The sequence below is a fragment of the Microbispora corallina genome (assembly GCF_016863035.1).
In the GTDB taxonomy this organism is placed as follows: Bacteria; Actinomycetota; Actinomycetes; order Streptosporangiales; family Streptosporangiaceae; genus Microbispora; species Microbispora corallina.
In genome coordinates this window covers 51,385-67,054 of record NZ_BOOC01000021.1, presented here as the reverse complement: position 1 = coordinate 67,054, position 15,670 = coordinate 51,385, and the positions used below count along the sequence as shown (strand labels likewise).

Genomic DNA, 15,670 nt, shown 5'->3' with positions numbered 1-15,670 from the left:
GACGGCGGCCGGGAAGTCTCCCGCGCCGCGCGGAGATGATGCCTCTTCAGCATCAAAGGTTGACAAAGTGGATTACTAGCCTCAATCATTCGCATGTCAGAACGCGTCCCGATCACGAGAGGCCGTCGTGCGCCTGCCGCGAGTGAAAGCCGAACACCTCCCGCACCGGTACGGACACGACAGGATCCGCATCGGCGGGTCCATCTACGGGGTGGCGGGGGAGATCACCGATCCCGACGGCTACGCCTGGGCGGCGCTCGGCGCGATGGACGGCACCCGCACCCCCGGCGAGATCGCCGGGCGGCTGCGCCGGCTGTTCCCCCGGCTGACCGACGAGGACGCCCAGGGGGTCGTCGACCTGCTGCTGACCTCCGGCTACATCGAGGACGCCGGCGTCCGGGAGCCCGAGGAGCTGAGCCCGGACGAGCAGGACCGGTACTCCAGGAACGCCGCGTTCTTCCGCCGTACGGACCTCACGCCCCGGCCGAGCAGCTGGGAGGCGCAGATCCGGCTCAAGCGCTCCCGGGTGGTCGTCCTCGGGCTCGGCGGCACCGGCAGCCACACGGCGTGGGCCCTGGCCGCCTGCGGGGTCGGGGAGATCCACTGCGTGGACCGCGACGTCGTCGAGCTGTCGAACCTGACGCGGCAGGCCCTGTACCGCGAGGCCGACATCGGGCGGCCCAAGGTGGAGGTGGCCGTGGCCCGGCTGGCCGAGGTCAACTCCTCGGTGCGGATCACGGGTGAGAGCCGGGCGGTCGAGTCCGAGGGTGACATGGCCGACCTCGTGAGCGGCTTCGACGCGTTCGCGATGTGCGCCGACGAGCCGGGCGGCACAGGCGGCATCCGCGTGTGGGCCAACCGGGCGTGCCTGGCGGCGAAGGTGCCGTGGGCGCTCGGCGGGTACAGCGGCCCGCTCGTCAGCGTCGCCGCCTTCGACCCCGACGGGCCCTGCTACGAGTGCCTCACCGCCAACGTCGACGCCTCGCTCGCGCCGGGCATCCCGGTCGACCTCGGCGGTCCCGGCGTCATCGCGCCATCCGCCGGCGTGTCGGGCCACCTCACGGCCCAGGCCGTCATCTCGTTCCTGACCGGCATCCCCGAGCGCCCCGGGTCGTACGTGACCGGGGTCAACCTGATCGCCCCCGACCAGCACGTCTACACCCGCCACCCGGCCGTGCCCGGTTGCCCGGCCTGCGGCGCCCTCTCCTCCGAACCCGCCGCCGGGCCGTCCCCGGCCGAGTCCACCGCCGCCGCCCCAGCGACGACCTGACGAGGAGCATCACCTCCGAGAGAAGGGAAAGCGATGGAACACGTCGAGCCCGCGATCCAGGACGAGCCGGCCGCCACCGAGGAGCCGGCCCCCACGAGGATCTCGATCCGGCTCCTGGACAAGATCGAGACGACCAACACCTACAGCGGAAACTCCAACAGTTAGGATCCCGGCCCGGGCGGCGGCCCGCCGCCCGGGCCGGTCCGCCGTCCCCGTGCAGGCGACTCAGGGAACCGCGATGAACGCACGCCCACCGCGCATCGACTCCGCCGACGGCCGGGTGCTTCCCCTGCGGGAGTACGCGGCCGACTTCCTGGTCCTGTTCCACGAGATCGACGGCGTCATCTGGAAGCTCGAACGGGCCCAGGACTTCGACGAGGGCGACAACCCCAGTTGGAACGCCATGCGCGCCGGGGATTGGGAACGTTCCCTCGCCCTCCTGGAGGAGGCGCGGGAGGCGATCGCCGCCGACCTGCCGGCCCGGGCCACGATGCGCCGGGTGCGGGTCGTGGAGTGGCCGCTCACGCCGTACATGCAGTGGGAGCTTCACCTGCTCGCGCTGCGGGAGCGGCTGGGCGAGGGCTGCCGGGTGGTCGCCGCGGAGGACGTGGCCGGGCTCGAGGCCGACGGACCCCTGCCCGAGCTGGTGATCTTCCCCGGCCACCACGCGTACCGGGTCAGGTACGACGAGCGCGGCGCCTGCGTGGGGGCGCGCAAGGTCGCCGACCCCGCGGTCGTCGAGCCGTGGACCGAACTCGTCGCCTCCCTCTACGACCGGGCCGAGGACCTGGGGGACTACGTCCGGCGGCGGGTCGAGCCCCTGCCCCCGCCCGCGCCGTGACCACCGTCCGCTTCCACGGCCTCGCGGTCCGCCGGGACCGGGAGGAGTGGATCGTGGGCCGGGCCGAGACCGGGGTGTGCGTCGCCCTGCCGTACGAGGGCGTGCGGGCCATCGAGATCCTGGAGACGGGCGCGACCGTCGAGGAGACGAGCGACCTGCTGCGGCGGGAGACGGGCGTCACCCTCGACGTGGCCGGCTTCGTCGGCGAGATGGCCGGGGCCGGGCTGGTGGCCGCGGTCGACGGCCGGCCGGTCGGCCGGGACGAGGTCCCCCGGCCGTCCCTGCCCTGGCTGACGCCGCGGCTGGTCCGGTGGACGCTGAGCCCGGTCCTCCCCTGGGTCGCGGGCGCGCTCGTCCTCGCCGGAGCCGTCGCCGCAGCCGTCCGCCCCGGCGTGGTCCCCGGCTGGCACGCGCTCATGTGGAGCCCCCACGGCACGCCGGTGCTGGCGGCCGAGGTCGTCCTGGTCGCCGCGCTGGTCGCCCTCCACGAGCTGGCCCACCTGTGCACGGCCCGGGCCTCGGGCGTGCCCGGCCGGATCCGCCTCGGCACCCGGCTGCAGTTCCTGGCCGCGCAGACCGACGTCTCCGGCATCTGGCTGGCGGGCCGGCGGGCCCGGCTGACCGTCTACCTGGCGGGGATCGCCGTGGACGCCGCCGTCCTGGCGCTGTGCCTCGTCGCCATGGCCGTGCTCGGGCCGGACGTGCCGCTGTCGATCGTGGCGCTGACCGAGATGACCGGGCTCGCCCTGCAGTTCCTCGTGTTCATGCGGACGGACCTCTACTTCGTGCTGCAGGACCTGTCCGGCTGCCGCGACCTCTACGCCGACGCGGGGGCGCACCTGCGGCACCTGGCCCGGCGCCTCGCCGGGCGGCCGTCCGAGGACCCGCTCCGCCTGCTGCGCCCCCTCGAGCGACGGTTCGTCCGGATCTACAGCGGGGTCGTGCTGACCGGCACGGCCGCCTGCCTCGCGGTCTTCCTGCTGGTGTCGCTGCCGTTCACCCTCACGATGGTGTGCCGGGCGTTCGGCGCGCTCACCCGGCACGCCACCCCGGTGGACACAGCGGACGCGGTCGCCACCCTGGCGGTCCTCCTGGGATACCAGGGCGCCTGGGCGTACGCGTGGGCCCGCAGGCACGGCCCGCGCCTGCGGGGCCTCACCGCCCGTGCCGGCGCCCGGCTCACCGCCCGTCCGCCGGGCCGACCGGCTGGCCGGGGACGCACGGGACGCACGGCAGCCTGAGCACGAACCGGGCACCCTTGGGCGAGTCCTCGACCCGGAGCGAGCCGCCGTGGGTCTGCGCGATCTCCCGGGAGATGGCGAGGCCGAGCCCGCTGCCGCCCGGTTCGCGGCGGCGCGCGTCGTCCAGCCGGACGAACCGGGTGAAGATGCGCTCCCGGTCCTCCGGCGCCACCCCGGGCCCGTCGTCCGCCACGGCGGCCATCGCCTGCCCGCCCTCCGCCCGCACCTGGATCCGGACGCCGGTCGCGGCATGCCGCTGGGCGTTGGCCAGCAGGTTCTCCAGCAGGCGGATGAGCTGGATGCGGTACCCCCGGACGAGCACACCGGGCGCGGCGACCACGAAGACCGGCGGGCGCACCGGCCGGGAGGCCGCCACCTCCGCCGCCAGGGCGCCGAGGTCGAGCTGCTCCGGGGGCTCCGGATCGGCGGCCCGCAGGCGTGCCAGCACGAGCAGGTCGTCGACGATCGCCTCCAGGCGGTCGGTCGTCGCCAGCGCCTCCCGGATCGCCTGCCGGGGCTCCACGTCGTCCGGGTAGAGCAGGGCCTCCTCCAGGCCCGTGCGGAGCCCGCTGATCGGCCTGCGCAGCTCGTGCGAGGCGTCGGAGGCGAACCTCCGCTGCTGCTTGACGGCGGCCTCCAGCCGGGCGAGGGTCTGGTTGGCCGTACGGGCGAGCATCGTGATCTCGTCCCGGCCCGGGGGCAGCGGCACCCGGAGGCTCAGGTCGGTGCCGCTGATCTCGGACATCCGGGCCCGGATGATCTCGACCGGCCGCAGGGTCCGGCCGACCAGGCTCCAGGTCATCAGCGTCACGAGGATGAGGACGGGGAGAGCGCAGGCCGTGATGGCGGCTTCCAGCCAGTGGTCTGTGAGGAGGGGAGGCACGCGGAGCCCGGCGTACACGAACGGGGAGTCCTTGGCCGGGGTGTCACGGATCGCCATCAGCATGACGCACTTGCCGTCGGGGCTGCACTCCTCCAGGCTCTTGAACCGGTCGTCCGGCGGGGGCCGGACGTGGGTCAGCGGGGGCAGCCGGCTCGCCGCACGGCTCGCCCCCAGGATGTGCCCGTCGGCGTCGATGATCTGGATCAGGTCGACGCGGGAGGAGGTCGGGATCACCCGCGGCACGCTCCCGTCCCGGACGGCGGCGCTCCACTGCGTGGCCACCCGCTCGGTCTCGACGTACGCCTCGCTCTCGGCCTTGTACCGGGTGACCACGTCGAGGTAGGCCCCGACCACGGTCAGGAAGACGAACGACAGGGCCGCGGCGACCAGCGTGTAACGAGCCCGAATGGACCGTACGCGGGGTAGTGGCAAACTCATCGTTCCCGCCTCGGGGAGCCGGCCATCCGCGACCAGGCTCGCCATCAAATCTGGCGGTGCACGCGGGGCGCGGCACCGACCTGGGGGACGAGGACGGGCTCCTGGGGCGGCGGGACCAGGGACGACAGCATGGCGAGGCCTCGTTCCGAGGGGCTTCCGGGGTCGGCCTGGAAGATGACGAGCTGCTGACCGGGGGCGCTGTTGATCGTGAAGACCTCGTAGGAGAGCATCAGCTCGCCCACGATCGGGTGCCGGAAGCGCTTGCGCTCGGTATGCCGGGGCAGCACGTCGTGACGGGCCCAGATGCGGACGAACTCGGCGCTCTGGTCGGACAGCTCGTCGACGAGCTGCGGGAGGAAGGGGTCGTCGGGATCGGTGCCCGCGCCGGTCCGCAACTGCGCCGCCTTCAGTGCCGCCGACTGCTCCCAATCCGGGTAGAAGGCGCGCGCCTCGGGGTTGAGGAAGCAGAGCCGCAGCAAGTTGTCGTTGTGGTCGAGCCCGCCGTAGAGGGCGTCGGCCATGCCGTTGGTCGCGAGCAGGTCCATCCACCGGCCCCGGATGAACGCCGGGGTGTGGTCCCACAGCCGGAGCAGGCGGAGCAGCCCAGGGGCCACCTCCTCCTCCCGCCGTACCGGCCGCTGCCGGGGGCGCGGGTGGGCGAGCTCGTAAAGGTGCTCGGTGGCCGCGGGGTCGAGTTCCAGCACCCGGGCCAGCGCGTCCAGGACCTGCTCGGACGGACGGCGTTCCCTGCCCTGCTCCAGCCGCACGTAGTAGTCGGTGCTGACGCCGGCGAGCATGGCCACCTCTTCCCTGCGCAGTCCGGGGGTACGGCGGCGTCCCACCCTCGTCAGCCCGACGTCCTCGAGGCGCGTCGACTCGCGACGTGCGCGGAGAAAGTCTCCAAGGAGTCGTTGACGGTCCATTCCGTCACCATATGCCCGTTATCTGTCTACTTGGGTGGTTGTACTACACCTAGGGTCCGGCGTCCCAGGAGACCGGCGGCCTTACCCATCCCGTCCTGATGGCTGACGATTGTGGCGTAGTCGTTGGATGTCGTCCCGCTTCCTCCCTGGTGTGGGGCGGCCTCCCCGGAGAGAGAAGAGCAGCCATGGTGCACTACGGCGCGGCGATAGGCGCAGGCACGATATTGGTCCCCGCCCTGGGTGGCGTCCTCCTCTGGGTGGCGATCCTCGGCTGCGCCCTGCTGCGCCCGTGGGGGGGCGACTGGCATGCCGCGGGTGCCCACGAGCCGGAACCGGTCCCCGGCGACGACGGGGAGATGCCCTTCATGGACGACGAGCCCCGTGTGTTCTGGGCCGACGAGGCGACCGGCGTGTTTCCGTTCGAGGAGCAGGGCACCGGCGAGCAGTGGGCCGCCGAGCCTCGGGGTGAGGGGTCGCTGAGCGAGGGCGCCGCGTCCGGCGATCTCCGGGACGACCCCACGCCGCTGCGGCGCCGCGCCCCCGAAGGCCCGCCCGCCGCGCACGCCCACCCCATGCCGGCCGCCGCGCACGCCCTCCCCACTCCAGGACCCGCCCGGCCCGCCGCGCACGCCCACCCCATGCCGGCCGCCGGGCCCGCCCGGCCCCCGCACGTCCTGCCCGCCGCTCATGCCCTCCCCACCCCACGGCCCGCCGCGCACGTCCTGCCCGCCGCTCACGCCCTCCCCACCACCCCAGGACCCGCCCGGTCCGCCGCGCAGGCCCGGCCCGCCGCGCACGGCCACCCCATGCCGGCGGCGGGGCCCGCCCGGCCCGCCATGCATGCCCTCCCCACCCCCGGGCCCGCCCGGCCCGCCGCGAGGGCCATGCTCGTCACGAAGGCCGGGCTCGTCACGAAGGCCGGGCTCGTCACGAAGGCCGGGCTCGTCACGAAGGCCGGGCTCGTCGCGAAGGCCACGCTCGTCGCGGACGGGCTCCTACGCGCGCACATCGCAGCCGTCGCGGACGGGCTCCTCACCGGGGGGCTTCCTCCCGCGAACGGCCTGCCCTCCGCGGCCGGGCGTCGCGTCGTACGAGGCCGCGCGACCGAGAACGCGCCTGTGGTGAACGTCGTCCTCCCCCGGTGCGCCCGCCTCCACGTCTCCGCCTGCCGCCCCCCCACCGATCACGGTTAGCGGTCGCACCCCATGCCCGCCGTGCCCCGCCTCGCCCACCTCCGGATCGGCTCCCTGTCGCTCCGGAGCCGGATCACCCTCCTGGTGACCATGCTCGCGGTGGTCCTCCTGGCGCCCACGGGACTGGGTGCGGCGACCATCGCGCGGCAGCGCCTGTCCGACATGGAGTGGCGGCAGGCCCGGGCACAGGCCGCGATCACGGCGCAGGACGTGCTCCGGGGACGGCTGACCCACCCCGTCGTCCCGCGCGTCGCCGGCATCGACCTGGTCCAGGTCGTGACCTCCGATCACCACGTTCTCGACTCCTCGGCCGCCGCCCGGACGCTTCCGCCGCTGACCGCCGTCCTGCCGTCCCCGCAACGGCCCCGGCTGGACGTCCAGTCCTGCGGCGACCCCCGCGTCGGCTGCGTACGCCTCTCGGTCGTCCTCGCGGGCACGTCCGGCGCCTCTCCCGTCGTGTACGCCGGGGGACGCGTCCCCGGCCTCGTCTCCACCGGGATCTTCGACACCTTCTTCGCCGTCCAGGTCGCGGGGCTCGTCTCGCTGACCGCCTGGACGACGTGGCGCGTCACCGGCCGCGTGCTGCGCCCGGTCGAGGCCATCCGCGCCGAGCTCGCCTCGATCAACCTCGGCGACCTCGACAGGCGGGTGCCGGTACCGTCCAGCCGGGACGAGATCGCCCAGCTCGCCGACACCGTCAACGGCACCCTGAGCCGGCTCGACCAGGCACGCAGATGCCTGGAGAGGATGGCCGAGCGGCAACGGCAGTTCGCCTCCGACGCCTCCCACGAGCTGCGCACGCCGATCGCCGGCCTCCGCGCCCAACTGGAGGAGGCCCAGCTCCACCCCGAGGACTCCGACCTGCCGGCCCTGCTGGAGCGCGCGCTCGGCGACGTGGACCGCCTGGAGTCCATCGCCGCCGACCTGCTGCTGCTCGCCCGCCTCGGCTCCGAGGGCGCCCACCGGCGAATCCGCCTGGACCTCGCAGAACTCGTACGGGGGGAACTGACCCGGCGGCTGCCCAGGTGCCTCCTCCACGCCCGCCTCGAACCGGGGACAGAGGTCGAGGCCGAGGCCTTCCACCTGCGGCGCGCCTGCGGCAACCTGCTCGACAACGCCCTGCGCCACGCGCGGCGCAACGTGTGGGTCGAGGTCCGCCGCGTCGGGGACGGCGCGCTGCTGACCGTCACCGACGACGGCGACGGCATCCCCGAACCCGACAGGGAGCGGGTCTTCCACCGGTTCACCCGGCTCGACACCGCGCGCAGCCGGAACCACGGGGGCACGGGCCTCGGGCTGGCCATCGCCCTTGAGGTCGCGCACGCCCACGGGGGAACCCTGTCCATCGAGGACTGCGCGGAGGGCGGGGCGCGGTTCGTCCTGCGCCTTCCCCTGGCCCCGCCGGGGACCGGGGCTCCGGAGGAGCCGGCGCCGGGCGACCTCTGAGGGGGCGACCCCCGCGGCACGGCGACAGCGGGGCGGCACAACCCTGTTCATGACTCGGGGAGCGCTCCCGCACGACGAGAGTGCGCTTCTCCCTCAGGTTCTGTCAAGGCCGGGATTAACCTGCCGGAAACCCGCCGTATCCGTTCCCAAGGTGAGTGGGAGCGCTCCCCCATTGCCCGCAGAGCCCAAAAAGACCGCTCTTGACCTGCATGAATGCGGGCGATTTCGAGAAAACGCTCCATTACGGAGGCCGGCCCGGCGTGCCGTTTTGTTACGAAGCTGGCGACCCTCTGCCCGTTGACACCCCGCTCCAGGCGGGCGACTCTTTCCAGAGAGCGCTCCCTCCATGATCAAATATTCGCCCCCCCAGGAGGGTCCATGGGCAGCTTCAGCCCCAGGATCGTGACCCCGTTGCTCGCCGCCGCCGTTCTCGTCGGCGCCACCTCGTGTGGCGGCGGAGGAACGGGCGGTACGAACGCGTCGGGTCAGCCCGCCGGAAAGATCAAACTGACCGTCGCGCTGTTCAGCGACTTCCACTTCGCCCCCTTGTACGAGGAGTTCAAGAAGACGCACCCCAACGTCGACATCGTGGAGCGGCGGGCGCAGTTCAACGACCACCACCGGAACCTGACCACGCAGCTGGCCACGGGGGCGGGCGCGGCCGACGTGGTGGCGGTGGAGGCGGGCTACATCGCCCAGTTCACCCCGATGGCCGACAAGTTCTACGACCTGAACCAGTACGGGCTCGGCAAGCGCCAGGGCGACTACCTGGACTGGAAGTGGAAGCAGGGACTGTCCCCCGACGGCGGCAAATTGCTGGGCCTCGGCACCGACGTCGGCGGCCTGGCCATGTGCTACCGGACCGACCTGTTCAAGAAGGCGGGCCTGCCCACCGACCGCGACGAGGTCGGCAGGCTCTGGCCGACCTGGGAGGACTACATGGCGGCCGGCAAGAAGTTCGTCGCCAACGCCGGCGGCGCCAAGTGGTTCGACGGCCCGGGCGAGAACTTCCGTGCCATGGTCGACCAGGCCCCCGTCGGGTTCTACGACCAGCAGAACAACCTGGTCGCCGGGACCAACCCCGACGTCAAGAAGGCCTTCGACCTGAACGCCGAGATGATCGAGGCGGGGCTGTCCGCCAAGCTGGCGGCCTTCAGCCCGCCGTGGAACACCGGCCTGACCAAGGGCTCGTTCGCCACGGTGATCTGCCCGTCCTGGAAGACCGGCAGCATCAAGGACGCCGCGCCCACGACGTCCGGCAAATGGGACGTCGCCGCGGTGCCCGGCGGTGGCGGCGGCAACCAGGGCGGCACGCACCTGATGGCGCCCAAGCAGGGCAAGCACCCGAAGGAGGCGGCCGAGCTGATCGACCTGCTCACCAGCAAGGACTCCCAGCTGCGGCTGTTCACCGAGGCCGGCGCGCTGCCGTCGATCCCGGCGCTGTACGACGACCCGACGATCACCTCGTTCACGAACCCGTTCTTCAACGACGCGCCCACCGGCAAGATCTTCACAGACGCCGCCAAGGCGCTGAAGCCGCAGTACGTGGGCCCCAAGGCCGGCGACGTGCTGACGACCTTCGGCAACGCCCTCCAGCGCATCGAGCAGGGCAAGCAGAACCCCCAGGACTCCTGGACCCAGGCGCTGGACGACCTGCAGCGCATCAAGTGATCCCGGAGGCGGCCGGCCCGAGCGGGCCGGCCGCCTCCCGTTGGCAGGCGAAGGACGTGAAGGAGTCGTCGTGGCCGCTGATGGCGCCGATCGAGTGGCGGTGATCGGGTCCGGGCCGCCGGCCCACGGCAGGGAGCCGGCCCCGCCGTACGGGGAGGGGCGGTCCGGCCGCATGAGGAGGACGGCCCGCCGGCAGTGGGTGCACCGGGTGGACCGGGCGGTGTCGCCGTACGCCTACGTGACGCCGTTCTTCCTGGTGTTCGCGGCGTTCGGGCTGTTTCCCCTGGTGTACACCGCCTGGGTGAGCCTGCACGACTGGAGTCTGCTGTCGGAGGCCCACAAGTTCGTCGGGCTCGACAACTACCGGACCCTCATGGGCGACTCCTACTTCTGGAACGCGGCGTTCAACACCGTGTCCATCGGGATCCTCTCGACGGTGCCGCAGCTCGCCCTCGCCATCTGGCTGGCCCACCTCCTCAACCGGCCGCTGCGGAGCCAGACGCTGTTCCGGGTCACGCTGCTGCTGCCCAACGTCACGAGCGTGGTGGCGGTCGTGGTCATCTTCAGCCAGCTGTTCGGCCGGGACTACGGCCTGATCAACTGGGTGCTGTCGTGGTTCGGCATCGGCGCGATCGACTGGAACGCGGGCACCGCGACCTCCCACGCGGCCATCTCCACCATGATCATGTGGCGCTGGACCGGCTACAACACGCTGATCTTCCTGGCCGCCATGCAGGCCGTCCCGAGGGACCTGTACGAGGCCGCGACGATCGACGGGGCCTCCTCCTTCACGCAGCTGCGCCGCATCACGATCCCGATGATCCGGCCGACGATCGTGTTCGTCGTGATCACCTCGACGATCGGCGCCGTCCAGATCCTCGCCGAGCCGCTGCTGTTCGGCACCTACAGCGTGACGGGCGGCCCGGATCGCCAGTACCAGACGCTCGCGCTGTACATCTACGAGAACTTCACCAAGCTCGACTTCGGCTACGCCTCGGCCGTCTCGTGGATGATGTTCGTCTTCATCGTCCTCGTCGTGGCCGTCAACTACGCCCTCACCCGCCGCACCAGAGGGAGCCTCACATGACCGCCCAGGTGACGGGCGGCGCGCACGCCCGCCCCTGCCGCCCCTCCGGCGGCGTCGGCCGCACCCTGACCTACCTGACCCTGACGGGGGTGGCGTTCTTCTCCGCCCTGCCGCTCTACTACAGCGTGGTCGTCGCCTCCCGCGACAACTCGGCCCTGGCGTCCGTGCCTCCCCCGCTCGTGCCCGGCGGCAACCTGGTCGCCAACATCTCCCGCGTCTTCGACACCGTCCCCTTCGCACTGGCGCTGCTCAACTCGGTGCTGGTGGCGGGGCTCATCGCCACGTCGGTGATGTTCTTCTCCACGCTGGCCGGGTTCGCGTTCGCCAAGCTGCGCTTCCGCGGCAGCCGGGCCCTGCTGGTGCTGACGATCACCACGATGATGGTCCCCACGCAGCTCGGCATCATCCCGCTCTACCTGATCATGGTGAAGCTGGAGTGGACGGGCACCCTGTACGCCCTGATCGTGCCGGCCCTGACGAACGCGTTCGGCGTGTTCTTCATGACGCAGTACCTGTCGCGCGCCCTGCCGGGCGAGCTGCTGGAGGCCGGCCGCGTCGACGGCTGCACGACGTGGGGGCTGTTCTGGCACGTCGCCCTGCCCGCCGCGCGCCCGGCGGCGGCCGTGCTCGGGATGCTCACGTTCATGTCGGCATGGAACGACTACTTCTGGCCGCTGGTCGTGCTGACCCCCGAGAACCCCACCGTCCAGGTCGCCCTGTCGACGCTCGCCGCGGGCTACGTGAGCGACTACGCCCTCAGCCTCGCCGGGACCACGCTCGGCACGCTGCCGCTGGTCATCGTGTTCGCGCTGCTCGGCAAGCAGGTCATCGGAGGAATCATGCAAGGAGCTGTGAAGGGATGACCATGACCACCACTCGGGGGACCCTGCCTTCCTTGCTGACGGAGGGACGGGCGGTGTTCCCCGACGGCTTCGTGTGGGGCGCGGCGACCGCGTCGTACCAGATCGAGGGGGCCGCGCGCGACGACGGCCGCGGCCCCTCGGTCTGGGACACCTTCTCCCGCACGCCGGGAGCGGTCGCGCAGGGCCACACGGGCGACGTGGCCTGCGACCACTACCACCGGTACGCCGAGGACGTCCGGCTCATGTCCGAGCTGGGGCTGGCGGCGTACCGGTTCTCCGTCGCCTGGCCCCGGATCCGGCCGGACGGGAGCGGGCCGGTCAACCCCCGGGGCATGGACTTCTACGACCGGCTGGTCGACGAGCTCGCGGCCGCCGGCATCACGCCGTACGTGACCCTGTACCACTGGGACCTCCCGCAGGCGCTCGAGGACCGGGGCGGCTGGACGGCGAGGGACACCGCCTACCGGTTCGCCGACTACGCGGCCGCCGTCCACGCCCGCCTCGGGGACCGGGTGCGGCACTGGACGACGCTCAACGAGCCGTGGGTGCAGGCCTTCCTGGGCTACGGCTCGGGCGTCCACGCGCCGGGGCGGCGCGACGCCGCCGCCTCCCTCGTCGCCGCGCACCACTTCCTGCTCGCGCACGGGCTGGCCGCGCAGGCGCTGCGGGAGGCGGGGGCGCCGGAGATCATGCTGGTCGTCAACACCGCGCCGGTGCTGACGCCCGCCCAGATCGCCGACCCGGCCGCCGAACCCGACGAGGCGGACGCGGAGGCGGCCGACCGCGTCGACTGCCTGCTCACCCGGCAGATCCTCGACCCCGTGCTGCTCGGGACCTATCCCGCCACCGTGCTGGAGATCGTCGAACGGCACGCCGGGCTGAGCCACGTCCACGACGACGACCTGCGGACCATCCACCAGCCCATCGAGCTGGTCGGGGTGAACTACTACAGCCCATGCGTCGTACGGTCGAGCCCCGGCGAGCCGGCCAACCCGGCCTACCCCGGCAGCGAGGGCATCGCGTTCCCGGCCGTCGAGGTCCCGGTGACGGCGATGGACTGGCCGGTCGTGCCCGAGGCGCTCTCGCGTCACCTGCTGCGCCTGTCGCACGACTACCCGGGCGCCGGGCTGATGGTCACGGAGAACGGCGCGGCGTTCGACGACGTGGTGACCGCGGGCGAGGGCGCCGAGCACGTCCACGACGACGACCGCACCGCCTACCTGGACTCGCACCTGCGGGCCGTGCACGCGGCGCTCGAGGGCGGCGCGGACGTGCGCGGATATCTCGTGTGGTCGCTGCTCGACAACTTCGAGTGGGCCGAGGGGTACGCCCGCAGGTTCGGCATCGTCCACGTGGACTTCGCCACGCAACGGCGGCTGCCCAAGGACAGCGCGCTGTGGTTCCGGGAGGTCGCCGGCCGCAACGGGCTCGCGTGAGCCGTCCGGGAGCCGGCGTGAGCTCCAGGAGCGGGGCGCCACCACCGCCCTGACGGGCGTATCCGATCGTGACGCGGCCATACGTAACGAACGTCTCGAGGGCCGACGCCGCACCCGTCCAGCTCTGGGCGTACGGCGGCGGCGACAACCAGCAGTGGCAGCCCGTGGAGGAGGCGGGCGGCGCCTGATGTTCAAGCCCGGCGCGTACGACGTCGACGTCAACGTCGGCTTCTACACACAGGTGCTGGGGCTCGGCGCGTCCCCGGACGACGTCACGATCAACGGCCGGGTGCACGCCGAGGCCGACTGGTTCCAAGGCAACGCGACCCAGAACTTCTGGCGCGGCGCGGAGAACCTGTCGGTCACCCCGACGGGCGGCCAGGACCGGTGGGCGGTCTCCCAGGCCGCGCCGTACCGGCGCATGCACGTGCGGGGCGGCCTCACGCTCGTCGACGGCGGCTGGGCGAGCGGCGGCTGGATCTCCGACTCCACTATCGACGGCACGGTCGACTCGGGCGGGCAGCAGCAGTGGCTGACCCGCAACTCCCAGATCGGCGGCTGGACGGGGGAGAACTGGAACCTCGTCTTCGCCGGAGTGGCCGGCGCTCCCCCCACCGGCTTCCCGAACCCGTCGTACACGACGCTGCCGGCCACACCGGTGACGCGGGAGAAGCCGTTCCTGTACGTCGACCAGGCGGGCGCCTACCAGATGTTCGTGCCCGCGCTGCGGACCGGCGCCCAGGGCGCGAGCTGGACCGGCGGCTCGACGGCCGGCACGTCGACCCCCATCGACCAGTTCTCCATCGCCAAGCCGGGCGCCACCGCGGCCGACGTCAACGCGGCGCTCGCCGCCGGGAAGAACCTGCTGTTCACCCCCGGCGTCTACCACCTGACCGACACGATCAGGGTGACCCGCCCCGGCACCGTGGTGCTCGGCCTCGGCCTGGCCACGCTGCAGGCGGACAACGGCGTCATGGCCCTGTCGGTCGCCGACGTCGACGGCGTGAAGATCGCCGGCCTGCTGATCGAGGCCGGGACCACCACCTCACCCGTCCTCATGCAGGTGGGACCGTCCGGGTCGGGCCAGAGCCACGCGGCCGACCCGACGTCGCTGCACGACGTGTTCATCCGCATCGGCGACCCGATCGCGGGGCGCCACCCAGAGCCTGGTGATCAACAGCTCCGACGTGATCGGGGACCACCTCTGGCTGTGGCGGGCCGACCACTCCGACGACTCCCACCCCGGCACGGTCGGCTGGACGACCAACCCGGCGGACACCGGACTGATCGTCAACGGCGCCCGCGTCACGATGTACGGCCTGTTCGTCGAGCACTACCAGAAGTACCAGGTCGTCTGGAACGGCGAGGACGGGCGGACCTACATGTTCCGGAACGAGATGCCGTACGACCCGCCGAACCAGTCCGCCTGGATGAACGGCTCCACCCAGGGCTACGCGGCCTACAAGGTGGCGGCGTCGGTCACCCGGCACGAGGCCTGGGGCATGGGCAGCTACTGCTACTTCAACGTCAACCCAGGCGTGGTCGCGGCCCGCTCCTTCGAGGTGCCGGACACCCCGAACGTACGGTTCCACAGCCTGATCTCGGTCTCGCTCGGCGGCACCGGCACGATCAGCCACGTCGTCAACACCACGGGCGGCGCGGCGCGGTCCGGGCACACCGAGTCAACCCTCGTCTCCTACCCCTAGCGAAAGGGGACGGAACACCGGTCTGTCACCGGGCGGCCGGTGTTCCGTCATCCCCGGCCCGTGCGGTCGTGGCAGGCGCGGCGGCTTGTGGGTGCGGCCGGCCTACCTGAGCGGGATGCCCGCGTCCCTCTCGGACTCCGGGCGGGGGCCGAAGATGCGCCGCTCGCCCTCGTCGATCGGCACGTCGTTGATGCTCGCCTCCCGCCTGCTCATCAGGCCCTCGGGGGTGAACTCCCACAGCTCGTTGCCGTAGCTGCGCCACCACTGGCCGTCCGCGTCCCGGCTCTCGTACTGGAACCGCACCGCGATCCGGTTGCCGCTGAACGACCACAGGTCCTTGCGCAGGGCGTAGTCGAGCTCGCGCTCCCACTTGCCCGTCAGGAACTCCACGATCTCCCGGCGCCCCGTCACGAACCGGTCCCGGTTCCGCCACTCGGAGTCCTCCGTGTAGGCCAGGGCGACGCGTTCGGGGTCGCGGGTGTTCCAGGCGTCCTCGGCCGCCTGCACCTTCTGCCGGGCGGTCTCCTCGGTGAACGGCGGAACCGGTGGTCGTGCGCTCATGGCGACCTCACAAATTGCCGCGATCTAGTAAGAAACGGTCGTTTTCTCCTAGGGTTTCCCGGTATCGAGCGCTGAACCGAACCCGGCCGGGGCGGCCCTGTCGACGGGCGC

General features: G+C 72.3%; 15 protein-coding genes and 1 pseudogene. 11 read left to right on the top strand and 5 right to left on the bottom strand.

Translation table 11 applies throughout. The features are described from left to right. Positions 1-142: 142 nt before the first annotated feature. The 4 genes from Mco01_RS21350 (at position 143) to Mco01_RS21340 (ending at position 3,352) form a co-directional block, all read left to right on the top strand. The gene (locus tag Mco01_RS21350) at positions 143-1,270 is read left to right on the top strand and encodes a ThiF family adenylyltransferase (protein ID WP_239103794.1); all 1,128 of its coding nucleotides are present in this window, start codon (positions 143-145) and stop codon (positions 1,268-1,270) included. 33 nt (positions 1,271-1,303) lie between these two features. Beyond that, positions 1,304-1,435: a hypothetical protein gene (locus Mco01_RS39830; RefSeq protein WP_275410536.1), complete on the top strand. Its 132-nt coding sequence runs from the start codon at positions 1,304-1,306 to the stop codon at positions 1,433-1,435. A gap of 73 nt (positions 1,436-1,508) precedes the next feature. Then, positions 1,509-2,111: a DUF6879 family protein gene (locus tag Mco01_RS21345; protein ID WP_204058665.1), complete on the top strand. Its 603-nt coding sequence runs from the start codon at positions 1,509-1,511 to the stop codon at positions 2,109-2,111. Beyond that, a complete protein-coding gene (locus Mco01_RS21340; RefSeq protein WP_204058664.1) occupies positions 2,108-3,352 on the top strand; it encodes a hypothetical protein in 1,245 nt (414 codons plus the stop codon). Before Mco01_RS21345 ends, Mco01_RS21340 begins: the two co-directional genes overlap by 4 nt. Here Mco01_RS21340 and Mco01_RS21335 read toward each other — a convergent pair. Together Mco01_RS21335 and Mco01_RS21330 are read right to left on the bottom strand one after the other, a co-directional pair. After that, positions 3,291-4,673 (bottom strand): sensor histidine kinase, encoded by a 1,383-nt coding sequence (locus Mco01_RS21335; RefSeq protein WP_204058663.1) that lies wholly within the window; start codon positions 4,671-4,673, stop codon positions 3,291-3,293. The genes Mco01_RS21340 and Mco01_RS21335 overlap by 62 nt on opposite strands. 44 nt (positions 4,674-4,717) lie before the next feature. Beyond that, positions 4,718-5,596 carry a helix-turn-helix transcriptional regulator gene (locus Mco01_RS21330; protein WP_204058662.1) on the bottom strand — a complete coding sequence of 293 codons (879 nt, stop codon included), beginning with the start codon at positions 5,594-5,596 and terminating at the stop codon, positions 4,718-4,720. Positions 5,597-5,781: 185 nt separating this feature from the next. Here Mco01_RS21330 and Mco01_RS21325 point away from each other — a divergent pair, with 185 nt between their 5' ends. From Mco01_RS21325 to Mco01_RS21300, 6 genes are all read left to right on the top strand, one after another. Continuing rightward, a complete protein-coding gene (locus Mco01_RS21325) occupies positions 5,782-6,789 on the top strand; it encodes a hypothetical protein (RefSeq protein WP_204058661.1) in 1,008 nt (335 codons plus the stop codon). 12 nt (positions 6,790-6,801) lie between these two features. Next, positions 6,802-8,235, top strand: a complete 1,434-nt coding sequence (locus tag Mco01_RS21320; protein WP_204058660.1) for a sensor histidine kinase — start codon at positions 6,802-6,804, stop codon at positions 8,233-8,235. A 378-nt stretch (positions 8,236-8,613) separates the two neighbouring features. After that, positions 8,614-9,906 carry an ABC transporter substrate-binding protein gene (locus Mco01_RS21315; RefSeq protein ID WP_204058659.1) on the top strand — a complete coding sequence of 431 codons (1,293 nt, stop codon included), beginning with the start codon at positions 8,614-8,616 and terminating at the stop codon, positions 9,904-9,906. A 70-nt stretch (positions 9,907-9,976) separates the two neighbouring features. Further along, a complete protein-coding gene (locus Mco01_RS21310) occupies positions 9,977-10,993 on the top strand; it encodes a carbohydrate ABC transporter permease (protein ID WP_239103793.1) in 1,017 nt (338 codons plus the stop codon). Next, the gene (locus Mco01_RS21305) at positions 10,990-11,856 is read left to right on the top strand and encodes a carbohydrate ABC transporter permease (RefSeq protein WP_204058658.1); all 867 of its coding nucleotides are present in this window, start codon (positions 10,990-10,992) and stop codon (positions 11,854-11,856) included. Before Mco01_RS21310 ends, Mco01_RS21305 begins: the two co-directional genes overlap by 4 nt. Beyond that, on the top strand, positions 11,853-13,292 hold the full coding sequence (locus tag Mco01_RS21300; protein ID WP_204058657.1) for a GH1 family beta-glucosidase: 1,440 nt from the start codon (positions 11,853-11,855) through the stop codon (positions 13,290-13,292). Before Mco01_RS21305 ends, Mco01_RS21300 begins: the two co-directional genes overlap by 4 nt. Before the next feature lie 231 nt (positions 13,293-13,523). On the opposite strand, the gene Mco01_RS21295 is transcribed toward Mco01_RS21300, so the two are convergent. Further along, on the bottom strand, positions 13,524-13,946 hold the full coding sequence (locus tag Mco01_RS21295) for a hypothetical protein (protein ID WP_204058656.1): 423 nt from the start codon (positions 13,944-13,946) through the stop codon (positions 13,524-13,526). A 48-nt stretch (positions 13,947-13,994) separates the two neighbouring features. Further along, positions 13,995-14,165, bottom strand: a complete 171-nt coding sequence (locus Mco01_RS21290) for a hypothetical protein (protein ID WP_204058655.1) — start codon at positions 14,163-14,165, stop codon at positions 13,995-13,997. On the opposite strand from Mco01_RS21290, the pseudogene Mco01_RS40515 reads away from it, so the two are divergent. Next, positions 14,095-14,998, top strand: a pseudogene (locus Mco01_RS40515) (pectate lyase-like domain-containing protein). The gene Mco01_RS21290 and the pseudogene Mco01_RS40515 sit on opposite strands and share 71 nt — an antisense overlap. 102 nt (positions 14,999-15,100) lie before the next feature. Here Mco01_RS40515 and Mco01_RS21275 read toward each other — a convergent pair. Beyond that, positions 15,101-15,559, bottom strand: a complete 459-nt coding sequence (locus tag Mco01_RS21275; RefSeq protein WP_204058652.1) for a nuclear transport factor 2 family protein — start codon at positions 15,557-15,559, stop codon at positions 15,101-15,103. Between the last annotated feature and the right edge of the window lie 111 nt (positions 15,560-15,670).

Bases quoted from the DNA above. Each gene is read 5' to 3' on its own strand.
- Mco01_RS21320 (WP_204058660.1), top strand. From the start codon at position 6,802: ATGCCCGCCGTGCCCCGCCTCGCCCACCTCCGGATCGGCTCCCTGTCG.
- Mco01_RS21325 (WP_204058661.1), top strand. From the start codon at position 5,782: ATGGTGCACTACGGCGCGGCGATAGGCGCAGGCACGATATTGGTCCCC.
- Mco01_RS21315 (WP_204058659.1), top strand. From the start codon at position 8,614: ATGGGCAGCTTCAGCCCCAGGATCGTGACCCCGTTGCTCGCCGCCGCC.
- Mco01_RS39830 (WP_275410536.1), top strand. From the start codon at position 1,304: ATGGAACACGTCGAGCCCGCGATCCAGGACGAGCCGGCCGCCACCGAG.
- Mco01_RS21345 (WP_204058665.1), top strand. From the start codon at position 1,509: ATGAACGCACGCCCACCGCGCATCGACTCCGCCGACGGCCGGGTGCTT.
- Mco01_RS21335 (WP_204058663.1), bottom strand. From the start codon at position 4,673: ATGAGTTTGCCACTACCCCGCGTACGGTCCATTCGGGCTCGTTACACG.
- Mco01_RS21305 (WP_204058658.1), top strand. From the start codon at position 10,990: ATGACCGCCCAGGTGACGGGCGGCGCGCACGCCCGCCCCTGCCGCCCC.
- Mco01_RS21330 (WP_204058662.1), bottom strand. From the start codon at position 5,596: ATGGACCGTCAACGACTCCTTGGAGACTTTCTCCGCGCACGTCGCGAG.
- Mco01_RS21275 (WP_204058652.1), bottom strand. From the start codon at position 15,559: ATGAGCGCACGACCACCGGTTCCGCCGTTCACCGAGGAGACCGCCCGG.
- Mco01_RS21300 (WP_204058657.1), top strand. From the start codon at position 11,853: ATGACCATGACCACCACTCGGGGGACCCTGCCTTCCTTGCTGACGGAG.